The 10,618-nt window shown below is 72.2% G+C and carries 12 protein-coding genes; 9 read left to right on the forward strand and 3 right to left on the reverse strand.

The features are described 5' to 3' along the window. Positions 1–111 precede the first annotated feature (111 nt). Both AC1DWC_RS21925 and AC1DWC_RS21930 read left to right on the forward strand, forming a co-directional pair. Positions 112–702 carry a TetR/AcrR family transcriptional regulator gene (locus AC1DWC_RS21925; protein WP_477843191.1) on the forward strand — a complete coding sequence of 197 codons (591 nt, stop codon included), beginning with the start codon at positions 112–114 and terminating at the stop codon, positions 700–702. A 9-nt stretch (positions 703–711) separates the two neighbouring features. Continuing rightward, complete coding sequence (locus AC1DWC_RS21930; protein WP_477843168.1) at positions 712–1,497, forward strand: META domain-containing protein; 786 nt, start codon at positions 712–714, stop codon at positions 1,495–1,497. 43 nt (positions 1,498–1,540) lie between these two features. Here the strand turns inward: AC1DWC_RS21930 and AC1DWC_RS21935 are convergent, their stop codons facing one another. Beyond that, the gene (locus AC1DWC_RS21935) at positions 1,541–2,095 is read right to left on the reverse strand and encodes a nucleosidase (RefSeq protein WP_477911468.1); all 555 of its coding nucleotides are present in this window, start codon (positions 2,093–2,095) and stop codon (positions 1,541–1,543) included. Positions 2,096–2,172: 77 nt separating this feature from the next. Between AC1DWC_RS21935 and nadE the strand changes: the two genes are divergently transcribed. Both nadE and AC1DWC_RS21945 read left to right on the forward strand, forming a co-directional pair. Next, a complete protein-coding gene (gene nadE / locus AC1DWC_RS21940) occupies positions 2,173–3,012 on the forward strand; it encodes an ammonia-dependent NAD(+) synthetase (RefSeq protein ID WP_477911470.1) in 840 nt (279 codons plus the stop codon). A 3-nt stretch (positions 3,013–3,015) separates the two neighbouring features. Next, the gene (locus AC1DWC_RS21945) at positions 3,016–3,789 is read left to right on the forward strand and encodes an SDR family oxidoreductase (RefSeq protein WP_477911472.1); all 774 of its coding nucleotides are present in this window, start codon (positions 3,016–3,018) and stop codon (positions 3,787–3,789) included. A gap of 23 nt (positions 3,790–3,812) precedes the next feature. Here the strand turns inward: AC1DWC_RS21945 and AC1DWC_RS21950 are convergent, their stop codons facing one another. Both AC1DWC_RS21950 and moaA read right to left on the reverse strand, forming a co-directional pair. Beyond that, a complete protein-coding gene (locus AC1DWC_RS21950; RefSeq protein ID WP_477911474.1) occupies positions 3,813–4,067 on the reverse strand; it encodes a MoaD/ThiS family protein in 255 nt (84 codons plus the stop codon). Further along, a complete protein-coding gene (moaA, locus tag AC1DWC_RS21955) occupies positions 4,060–5,133 on the reverse strand; it encodes a GTP 3',8-cyclase MoaA (RefSeq protein ID WP_477911476.1) in 1,074 nt (357 codons plus the stop codon). The genes AC1DWC_RS21950 and moaA overlap by 8 nt, the downstream gene beginning before the upstream one ends. A gap of 101 nt (positions 5,134–5,234) precedes the next feature. Between moaA and AC1DWC_RS21960 the strand changes: the two genes are divergently transcribed. The 5 genes from AC1DWC_RS21960 to AC1DWC_RS21980 all read left to right on the forward strand — a co-directional run. After that, the gene (locus AC1DWC_RS21960) at positions 5,235–6,431 is read left to right on the forward strand and encodes a molybdopterin molybdotransferase MoeA (protein WP_477911478.1); all 1,197 of its coding nucleotides are present in this window, start codon (positions 5,235–5,237) and stop codon (positions 6,429–6,431) included. After that, positions 6,428–7,423 (forward strand): bifunctional molybdenum cofactor biosynthesis protein MoaC/MoaB, encoded by a 996-nt coding sequence (gene moaCB / locus AC1DWC_RS21965; protein ID WP_477911480.1) that lies wholly within the window; start codon positions 6,428–6,430, stop codon positions 7,421–7,423. Before AC1DWC_RS21960 ends, moaCB begins: the two co-directional genes overlap by 4 nt. Beyond that, positions 7,416–7,829, forward strand: coding sequence for a molybdenum cofactor biosynthesis protein MoaE (locus tag AC1DWC_RS21970; RefSeq protein ID WP_477911482.1), 414 nt, complete (start codon positions 7,416–7,418; stop codon positions 7,827–7,829). Before moaCB ends, AC1DWC_RS21970 begins: the two co-directional genes overlap by 8 nt. Positions 7,830–8,157: 328 nt before the next feature. Next, a complete protein-coding gene (locus AC1DWC_RS21975) occupies positions 8,158–8,991 on the forward strand; it encodes a mycofactocin-coupled SDR family oxidoreductase (RefSeq protein WP_477843185.1) in 834 nt (277 codons plus the stop codon). A 325-nt stretch (positions 8,992–9,316) separates the two neighbouring features. Next, positions 9,317–10,618: DEAD/DEAH box helicase (locus AC1DWC_RS21980; RefSeq protein ID WP_477911484.1), on the forward strand; the 1,302-nt coding region annotated here is incomplete at its 3' end.

Below are 10,618 nucleotides of genomic sequence, written 5' to 3' on the forward strand. Positions count from 1 at the left end.
CTTCGGGGTCCGGGGGCGATGCAGTTGAAGATGCAACAGCATAAACGGACTGCGGTCCACTTGTGTTCCCGGGGCGGCTACGATCGCGGCGTGCAGAACACCCCGATCCCGATGGCCGACGGCCCCGACGCCGAACGCTGCGACGCCGTCCGCAACCGCGCATTGCTACTGGAAGCGGCCACCGCGCTGGTCTCCGAGCGCGGCGCCGACGCGGTCACCATGGATGCGGTCGCGGAGCGCGCCGGTGTGGGCAAGGGCACAGTGTTCCGACGGTTCGGCAGCCGATCCGGGCTGATGCAGTCCCTGCTCGACCACAGCGAGCACGAACTGCAGGGCGCGTTTCTCACCGGTCCGCCGCCGCTGGGACCGGGCGCCGACGCCGTGGCCCGACTGATCGCCTTCGGCCGCGCCCGACTGGCCATCGTGGAACTGCAAGGCGACACCCTGCGCGCGGTCGAGGTCTCCCCCGAACTCCGGTTCGGCGGCCCCGCCCGGCAGGTCAGCCTCACCCATGTGGTCGCGTTGCTGCGCCAGACCGAGGCCGCAGGCGACCTCGAACTCCTCGCTCAGGCACTGCTCGCCACCCTGGAGGCAGGTCTCGTCCTCTACCAGATCCGCGAGCTGCACATGCCCGTCGACCGGATCGCCGACGGCTGGGAAACCCTGGTGCGCCTCGTCACCGGAACCCCAAGTGCTGGCTAAGCTCCGGTTATGCACATCAGTCGCGCCGCCGGACTTGCCCTCTTCACCGCGCTCACCCTGACGGCCTGCTCGAACTCCGCGGTCGCCAGCGACGGACCGCCGAACGCCGAGCTGCTGGGACGCACGTTCGTCTCCACCGACGTCGAGGGCACCACGATCCCGGGCGGCGGGCCGCTGACCGTCACCTTCCCCGAGCCCGACCGGATCGCCATGCACGCGGGCTGCAATCGCGCGACGGGCAGCGCCGACCTCTCCGGCGGCACCATCGACACCGGACCGCTGGCGATGACGATGATGGCCTGCGTCGGCGACGCCGCCCTGTCCGACCAGTGGATGACCGGGTTCTTCGAGGAGAACCCGCGCTGGAGCCTCGACGGCAACACCCTCGCCCTGCGCACCGACGCCGCCACCGTCACCCTGCTCGACAAGAAGGTCGCGCAGCCGGACCGCCCACTGACCGACACCGTCTGGATCGTCGACACGCTGATCACCCCGACCGCCATCACCACCTCACGCGCGCTCGAGACCGCACAGCCGTCGCTGCAGATCGCCGCCGACGGCGCCGTCACCGGCTTCACCGGCTGCAACCGGATGTTCGGCACCGCACAGGTCGCCGGCGAGAAGGTGACCTTCGGCCCCCTCGGCGTCACCCGGATGGCCTGCACGCCGGAGACCGCCGAGATCGAGCAGGCCGTGCTCACCGCGTTGTCCGGCGAGACCACCGCGACGATCGACGCCGACCGGCTGCGCATCATGAACGCCGAGGGTCACGGCCTGGGCCTGCACGCCCAGTAGCGCGACTCCCCCTGTCCCGGCCCTGGAGGGCTGAGCCCCTGCCCTAGAGGTTCTGGGTGAGCCAGTGCGCGAGGACCCGCGCACTGGCGTCGACCTGGGCGGGCCAGTCCATCGCGGAGTCGTCGGCCCGGTCGCTGACGTGCTTGACCAGCCGGCAGCGCGCACCCATCCGCGCGCACGCCGAGGCCACCGCGAACCCCTCCATGTCGACCAGGTCCGCCCGCACCGCGAGCGCGTCCCGCACCGCCGCGTCGGAGACGAACGCGTCGCCGGTCGCGAGCACGGTCCCGTCGCCGTCGTCGAGACCGATCCGGTCCAGCACCGGGTGCCCGAGCGACCGCAGCACCTCCGCGCTGATGTCGTGGTTGAGCGCCGCGGACGGCAGGTACAGCCCGGCGTGCCGGTCGTGCAGCGCACCCGCCGTGCCGATGTTGACCACCAACGGCATCGCGCCGGGGCGGTGGCTGGCCAGCGCCTCGGTGACCGCGACGGCGGCGTTCACCTTGCCGATCCCGGTGACCAGCACCTCGAAGCGGTCGGGGACATGGGCGGCCTCCCCTGCGGTGGCGGAGACGACGAGAATCGGTGCGGTGGTCACGACGGGCACTCTATCGACCCGCCCGCCCGCCGCCGACGCCGCTGCGGGCCGGGGCCACCCTCGATAGAGTGGCCCGCATGGACAACCTCCGCGCCCAGATTCAGAAGGAACTCGGCGTGCAGCCGACCGTCGACCCCGCCGACGAGGTCCGCGCCCGCGTCGACTTCCTCAAGGCCTACCTGTTGTCCACGCCCGCAAAGGGATTCGTGCTGGGCATCAGCGGCGGACAGGACAGCACGCTGGCCGGCCGACTCGCGCAGCTCGCCGCGACGGAACTGCGGGCGGAGGGCCACCCGGCGGAGTTCGTCGCGGTCCGGCTGCCCTACGGCGTCCAGGCCGACGAGCACGACGCCCAGATCGCGCTGAAGTTCATCGCGCCGGACCGGTCGGTGGCGGTGAACGTGAAGCCGAGCGTGGACGCGGTCGCCGCCGAGAGCGCGGCGGGCCTGGCCGCGATCGTCGGCGACGGCGGCGAACTGCGCGACTTCGTACGGGGCAACATCAAGGCACGCGAGCGGATGGTCGTCCAGTACGCCGTCGCGGGCCAGCTCGGCTACCTGGTGATCGGCACCGACCACGCCGCCGAGGCGGTCACCGGCTTCTTCACCAAGTTCGGCGACGGCGGGGTGGACCTGACCCCGCTCACCGGCCTCACCAAGCGTCAGGGCGCGGCCCTGCTGGCGCACCTCGGCGCCCCCGAGAGCACCTGGAGCAAGGTCCCCACCGCCGACCTCGAGGACGACCGGCCCGCGCTGCCCGACGAGGAGGCGCTCGGGGTCCGCTACAGCGAGATCGACGACTACCTCGAGGGCCGCGACGTGAGCGCGGCGGTCGCCGAGCGGCTCGAGGGCCTCTACCTGGCGACCCGGCACAAGCGCACGGTCCCGGTCACCCCGCTCGACACCTGGTGGCAGTGACCGGTGACCACGGCACTGGTGGTCGGCGGCACCGGCACCGCGGGTAGCGCGGCGGCCCGGGCGCTGCGCTCGCGCGGCTACCTGGTCCGGGTCCTCAGCAGGCACGCGCCCGCGGACCCGGCCGCGGCGGTCGGGCACGTGCGCGGCGACCTGCGCACCGGCGAGGGACTGCCCGACGCCCTGGCCGGGGTGGAGGTGGTGGTCAGCGCCGCCGACGGCCGCTCGCGCAAGGCCCGGCCGGTGTTCACCGACGGCGCCCGGAACCTGGTGCGGGCGGCCGAGGCCGCGGGGGTCCGCCGCGCCGTGCTGCTGTCCATCGTCGGCGTCGACCGCCCGGCGTTCGCCTACTACCAGGCGTTGACCGAGCAGGAACGGATCTACTCGGCGTCGGCGCTGGACGTGCGGGTGGTGCGGTCCACCCAGTTCCACTCGTTCCTGTCGATGATCTTCCGGCCGGCCGCGCGGGGCGGGCTGGTACCCGCGTTCACCGATGTCTCGTTCCAGCCGATCGCCCCGGCCGACGTGGGCCGAGCGCTGGCCGACGCGGCGCTGTCCGAGGCGCCCGGCCCGGACGGGCCGATCGAGGTCGGCGGACCCGAGGTGCTGACCATGCGTGAGCTCGCCGCCACCTGGAAGCGGGTCACCGGCAGCAAGGCCCGGGTGGTCGACGTCCCGCTTCCCGGCGAGTTCGGCCGTTTCCTGCGCGCCGGCGGCAACCTCACCCCCGAGAACCGCTACGGTAAAACCACTTTCGCGCAGTGGCTGGCGGCCGGCTAGCGCACCGCACCCGGCGGGACCGCTCAGCCGCCGGCGAACGGTGGCAGCACGTCCACCCGGCCCGCCGCCGGCACGGCCGGATCACGGGTGAGCTCGTCGTCCTGCAGGAAGGCCGCGACCGCGAGCACCCGCTCCATCCGCGCGCCGTGCCGCGCGGCCAGTGCCGTCCGGAGGTCGCCGAGGCTCGCACCGGCGCCCAGCGGGAGGGTCTCCTCGGTGCACCCGGCGGCCTCCGCCGCCGCCGCGAAGTACCGCACCGTCACCGAACCGTCAGCCACCGATGGCCCCCATGCTCCGTCGCGGCGGCTCGAAGCCCGCCGAATCCATGCCGTGACCGGCCCACTTGTCCCACATCGCGGCGCGCCAGAGCGCGGCCAGCTCCGCGTCGGTGGCGCCGGACCGCAGCCCGGCTCGCAGGTCCACCTCGTCGTCGCTGAACAGGCACGAGCGCACCGTGCCCTCGGCGGTGAGCCGGGTCCGGTCACAGGCGTTGCAGAAGTTCCGCGTCACCGACGCGATGATGCCGACGGTCGCCGGTCCGCCGTCGACCAGCCACTCCTCGGCGGGCGACGCCGGGTCCTCGCGCTCGACCGGGTGCAGCGTGAACCGCTCCCCGAGCACGTCGAGCAGCCGGGCCGCGTCGACGATCGAGTCGCGGTCCCAGGCGTGGTCCGCGTCCAGCGCCATCTCCTCGATGAACCGCAGCCGGCAGCCCTCGTCGAGGCACCACTGGAGCAGATCCGCTGCGCCGGCAAGGGTTTCCGGCATCAGCACCGCGTTCACCTTGAGCGGCGTCAGCCCCGCCCGGGCGGCCGCCCGGATACCCGCCAGCACCGCGGGCAACCGGTCCCGGCGGGTGAGCTCGGCGAAGTGGGCGCGGTCCACCGAGTCGAGCGAGACGTTGACCCGGCTCAGGCCCGCCGCGACCAGCCCCCGCGCCCGGTGCTCTAGCCCGACGGCGTTGGTGGTCATGGTCAGCGGCACCCCGGGCACCGCCGCGGCGCAGCCCGCGACGATCTCCTCGAGGTCGTGGCGCATCAAGGGTTCGCCACCTGTGAAGCGGACCTCCCGCACCCCCAGGTCCGTGACCGCGATCCGTACCAGTCGCACGATCTCCGCGACGCTCAGCAGCCGCTCGCGCGGAATCTGCGGCAGCCCCTCGGCGGGCATGCAGTAAGTGCAGCGCAGCGAACACTTTTCGGTGATCGAGACCCGCAGGTCGCGGGCGACCCGGCCGAACCGGTCCACCAGCTCCGGGACCTCGGGGCGGTCGGCCGCCGACGCGTCCGCGCGCGGGCGCACACGGGGCAGCCCCATCTGCACCGGTCGCTGCGTCGTCGTCATCGGGTCACCGCCTTCTCCTGCGGTCCAGTATGCCGCCCGGACGCGGTACGCGACCGACCGGCGGCCTGCCTAGGATGTGATCTCATGCCTGAGGGATCGCGATGACCAGCAGATCTGTCGAAGACCACGCGCGCGCGGTGGCGCGCCTGCTCGGCCCGGCCCTGACGCCGCACACCGAGTCCGTAGCGGTGGCGGCGGCGCTGGGTCGCGTGCTCGACACCGACGTGCACTCCCCCCTCGATCTGCCGCCGTTCCGCAACTCGCAGATGGACGGTTTCGCGGTCGCGGCCGACTCGGTCCGCGCCGTGCCCGTCACGCTGCCCGTCTCCGCGACCGTCGCGGCGGGGTCGGCCGGACCCGCCCGGCTCGTGCCCGGCACCGCGGTCCGGATCATGACCGGGGCGCCACTCCCCGACGGCGCGGACGCGGTGGTGCCGGTCGAGGACACCGAACCCACCGCCGGGGCGACGGCGGACACGGTCACCGTCCACCGGGGTCGAGCGTCCGGCGAGTTCGTCCGCGACCGCGGCAGCGACGTCCACGCCGGGGACCTGCTGCTGGGCGCGGGCGCGGTCCTCACCGCGCGGCACCTGGCGATGTTCGCGGCGGTCGGTGCGGCCGAGCTGCCGGTCCGGCGACGGCCCAAGGTCGCGGTGCTCACCACCGGCAGCGAACTGGTCGCCGCGGGAAACCCGTTGCGGCCCGGTCAGATCTACGAGTCCAACGGCATCGCCCTGGCCGCGAGCCTGACGACGAACTCCGCGGACGTGGTGTTCGCCGAGAGCAGCACGGACGACCCGGACCAGTTCCGCGACCTCCTCCGGCGGGCCACCGAGTCGGCCGACCTGGTGCTCACCTCCGGCGGGGTGTCGATGGGCGAGTTCGAGGTGGTGCGCGAGGTGCTCACCCCGCTCGGCGGCTGGTTCGGGCACGTCGCGATGCAGCCGGGCGGACCGCAGGGACTGACCGTGGTCGACGGCGTCCCGGTGCTGAGCTTCCCGGGCAACCCGGTGAGCACGCTGGTCTCCTTCGAGGTGTTCGCGCGCCCGCTGCTGCGGCGGGCCGCCGGACTGGCCCCCGTGCACGTTGACACCCTCGCCCTCGCCGGCACCCTGACCTCTCCGGCGGGCCGACGCCAGTTCCTGCGCGGGCGCCTCGTCGACGAGGGTGTGAGACTGGAGTCGGGACCGGGTTCGCACCTGGTCGCGGCGCTGGCCAGGGCGGATGTCCTGATCGACGTGCCGGCGGACGTCACGACAATGGAAGCGGGAGAGAACGTGCAGGTGTGGCCGCTATGAGTGAGCTGACCCATCTCGACGACGAGGGCCGGGCCCGGATGGTCGACGTGAGCGCCAAGGCCAGCACCGCGCGCGTCGCGGTGGCCGCGGGCGAACTGCAGACCACCGCCGAGGTGGTCGCGCTGGTGCGTGCCGACGGCATGCCGAAGGCCGACGTCCTGGCCACCGCGCGAATCGCGGGCATCGCCGGGGCCAAGAAGACCTCCGAACTGATCCCGCTGTGCCACCAGCTCGCGCTGTCGTCGGTGAAGGTGGAGTTCGCGTTCACCGACACCACCATCACCATCGAGGCGACCGCGAAGACCTCCGGCCAGACCGGGGTGGAGATGGAGGCGCTGACCGCGGTGGCCGTCGCCGGGCTGACGCTGCACGACATGGTCAAAGCGCTCGACCCGGCCGCGACCCTGAACGCGGTGCGACTGCTCACCAAGGACGGCGGCAAGCGAGGCCACTGGGTGCGCGACGCGGCGACCGCCGCCCCGGACCCCGCGCCCGCCCCGGCCGCGGACCTCCCGGCCCGGTCCGCGGTGGTGCTGGTGGCGTCCACCGGCGGCGCGAGCGGCACCCGAACCGACACCACCGGACCGGAGCTGGTGAGTTGGCTTGCCGAGCAGGGCTTCTCGGTGCGCGGTCCGCTGGTCTACCCGGACGCAGACATCGCGGCGGGGCTGGCCGATGCGCTCAGCGGCGCGCCCGCGCTGGTGCTGAGCACCGGCGGTACCGGCGCCTCCCCCACCGACCGGACTCCCGAGGCCACCCGGGCGGTTCTGGACCGCGAGCTCCCGGGTCTCGCGGAGGCCATGCGCCGCAAGGGATCCGAGAAGACCGCGCACGCCTCGTTGAGCCGCGGACTGGCCGGGCTGGCCGGGCGCACCGTGGTGGTGAACCTGCCCGGCTCCCCGGGCGGTGTGCGCGACGGGATCTCGGTGCTCGAACCGGTCCTGGACCACCTGCTGGCACAGGTCGCGGGCGGCGGGTCGCACGATGAGTGAACTGCTGGCCGCGATCTCGCCGGACCCGCTCGACCCGGCCGCGGTGGACGCCGCGGTCGCCGGTCCCGAGCACGGCGCCGTGGTGCTCTTCAGCGGCGTGGTCCGCAACCACGATGGCGGACAGCCGGTTTCCGCACTCGAGTACCAGGCCCATCCCGATGCGCAGCGTTTCCTGCGGACCTGCTGCGAGCGGGTCTCGGCCGAGACAGGCCTGCCGGTCGCGGCGGTGCACCGGGTGGGCCCGCTGGTCGTCGGGGACCTGGCGCTGGTCGCCGCGGCCGCCGCCCCGCACCGGGCCGAGGCCTTCGCCGCGTGCTCGCTGCTGGTGGAGCGGATCAAGACCGAGGTTCCGATCTGGAAGCGTCAGCACTTCGCCGACGGGGTCACCGAGTGGGTGGGTCTGTAGTTCGACGCGCGACTGCCCAGTCATGCTCTCGCGGCAGGAGAATTTCTGCGCGAGACCCGATAGAATCGCAGTCGTCAGTGCGCCGAGCCGTGGCGGCCAAGCACGGTCCCACGCCACGCTCTCACCAGCACTGACAACGGGGTGATGCATCTGTTGCAATCGGGCTCGCCGAATTCGTCCACTTTCGCGGGGCCGTGGTTCGCGACGCAGTCGGCGGTGTCCGTCCTGCCGATCGAGTTCGCGCACGTGTCGAATCTGCCCGCCGATCCAGTCTCGCGTGCTGATGCCGCCCATCCTGGGCAGGTCAGCGCTGCCGAGAGGGGTAGTCATGTCACAGCAGTTCGAGGGGAAGGTGGCCTTTGTCACCGGCGCCGCACGGGGACAGGGCCGTTCGCACGCGGTGCGGTTCGCCGAGGAGGGCGCCGACGTCATCGCCGTGGACCTCTGCGATCAGATCGACAGCGTGGCCTATCCGCTGGCCACCCGCGAGGACCTCGACGAGACCGTCAACCTCGTCGAGAAGACCGGCCGCCGTATCGTCGCCGAGCAGGCCGACGTGCGTGACTTCCAGCGACTGCAGGCGGTGGTCGAGATGGGGGTGGCCGAGTTCGGCCGCGTCGACTTCGTCCTCGCCAACGCCGGGATCATGCCGGTCATGGGCGAACAGAGTCACGAGATGTCCGCATTCGTCGACGCCGTCGAGGTCATGCTCCACGGGGTCTACTACACGATCGAGGCGGCCCTGCCCGCGCTGCTCGAACACGGTGACGGCGGCGCCGTCGTGATCACCAGCTCGACGGCCGGCCTCAAGTCGGTGAATCAGGCTTTCAGCGTCCGCAGCCACGGAACGGCCGGCTACCACGCCGCGAAGCATGCCGAGGTGGGCCTGATGCGGTACTACGCAATGACTCTGGCGGAGAAGAACATCCGGGTCAACACCGTGCACCCCGCCGGGGTGGCGACAACAATGTCCATGAACCGGCCGTTCGGACAGTTCCTCAACGAGCACCCGGGAAGCCTTGCCGGACTGCAGAACCCGATGCCGGTCCCGATTCTCGAGCCGTCCGACATCAGCGAGGCGATGATCTACCTCTGTGGCCGCGGCGGCCGCTACATCACCGGCGTCACCCTACCGGTCGACGCCGGGTACACCCTCAAGTAGCGCGCTCACCGCGAACAGGCCACCCCGGCACCCGGGGTCGGGTGTGACGCAACCGACCCCGGACCACCCCGGCCCGTCGGCTATGCTGGGTCTCACTTGGCGCCGATCCTTTGGCCGCCATACGTCGTGGAACGCTTCCTCAACGCATGACCGTGAGTGTGACTCACTCGATCCGTTGATTGGTGCCATCCAGCACAAGCTCTTCTTGCGGCGATCGATTTTGCCCACCGGCAATCTCGCCAAACTTGTGCTGACAGATGCGCGGAACAGCAGTTCCCCCGTGCGGTCACCAGCGCAACCCGATGCCTGAAAGGCCTCGACCCACATGACGAAAACCTTTGCCGACCTCGGCGTGCGCGATCCCCTCGTGAAGGCGCTTGCCGCCAACGGAATCACCGCGCCGTTCCCGATCCAGGTCGACACCCTTCCCGACACGCTCGCCGGCCGCGACGTGCTCGGCCGCGGAAAGACGGGCAGCGGAAAGACGCTGGCCTTCTCCATCCCCATGGTCGCCCGGCTCGCCGGTGACCTCGCGGGCGGCAAGCGCCGCCCGGGCCACCCGGTCGGCCTGATCCTGGCCCCGACCCGCGAGCTGGCCACCCAGATCAGTGCCGCGCTCGAGCCCCTGGCCGGTGCGTACAACCTCAAGGTCACCACCATCTTCGGCGGCGTCTCCCAGCACCGTCAGGTGCAGGCACTCAAGGCCGGTGTCGACATCGTCGTCGCCTGCCCGGGCCGCCTCGAGGACCTGATGAAGCAGAAGTTCGTCTCCCTCGACGCCGTGGAGATCACGGTCCTCGACGAGGCCGACCACATGGCCGACCTCGGCTTCCTGCCGGTCGTCACCCGGATCCTGTCTGCGACCCCGCAGAACGGACAGCGGCTGCTGTTCTCGGCGACCCTGGACAACGGCGTCGACAAGCTGGTCAAGCGCTTCCTGCACAACGAGGTGCTGCACTCGGTCGACGAGGCCAACTCGCCGGTCGCCGCGATGACCCACCACGTCTTCGACGTCGCGGGCGTCGAGGCCAAGAAGGTGCTCGTGCAGAAGCTCGCATCGGGCACCGGTCGCCGCATCCTGTTCATGCGCACCAAGCACCAGGCGCGCAAGCTCGCGCGTCAGCTCACCGAGGCCGGCATCCCGTCGGTGGACCTGCACGGCAACCTCTCGCAGGCCGCCCGCGACCGCAACCTGGCCGCGTTCTCGGCCGGCTCGGCCCGGGTGCTGGTGGCCACCGACGTCGCCGCCCGCGGCGTGCACGTCGACGACGTGGAGCTGGTCGTGCACGTGGACCCGCCGGCCGAGCACAAGGCGTACCTGCACCGCTCGGGACGTACGGCCCGCGCCGGCAGCGCCGGTGACGTGGTCACCGTCGTGCTGCCCGAGCAGCGCAAGGACCTGGCCATCCTGATGCGCAAGGCCGCCATCAAGGTGACCCCGCAGCAGGTGACGGCCGACTCCGACCCGGTGAACGCACTGGTCGGCGAGATCGCGCCGCACGTGGTTCCGGTCCCCCAGGCTGCGCCGCAGCCGGCAGGTAACGGCGGCGGTGCCCGTCGTGGCGGCGGCGGTGGCGGTCAGCGCCGCGGCGGCGGCCAGGCCGGCGGCGGACGCGGCGGTCAGGGT

This window comes from Rhodococcus sp. P4_C10, from assembly GCF_056402135.1.

Bases quoted from the DNA above. Each gene is read 5' to 3' on its own strand.
- moaA (WP_477911476.1), bottom strand. From the start codon at position 5,133: ATGACGACGACGCAGCGACCGGTGCAGATGGGGCTGCCCCGTGTGCGC.
- nadE (WP_477911470.1), top strand. From the start codon at position 2,173: ATGGACAACCTCCGCGCCCAGATTCAGAAGGAACTCGGCGTGCAGCCG.
- AC1DWC_RS21970 (WP_477911482.1), top strand. From the start codon at position 7,416: ATGAGTGAACTGCTGGCCGCGATCTCGCCGGACCCGCTCGACCCGGCC.
- AC1DWC_RS21930 (WP_477843168.1), top strand. From the start codon at position 712: ATGCACATCAGTCGCGCCGCCGGACTTGCCCTCTTCACCGCGCTCACC.
- AC1DWC_RS21975 (WP_477843185.1), top strand. From the start codon at position 8,158: ATGTCACAGCAGTTCGAGGGGAAGGTGGCCTTTGTCACCGGCGCCGCA.
- moaCB (WP_477911480.1), top strand. From the start codon at position 6,428: ATGAGTGAGCTGACCCATCTCGACGACGAGGGCCGGGCCCGGATGGTC.
- AC1DWC_RS21925 (WP_477843191.1), top strand. From the start codon at position 112: ATGGCCGACGGCCCCGACGCCGAACGCTGCGACGCCGTCCGCAACCGC.
- AC1DWC_RS21960 (WP_477911478.1), top strand. From the start codon at position 5,235: ATGACCAGCAGATCTGTCGAAGACCACGCGCGCGCGGTGGCGCGCCTG.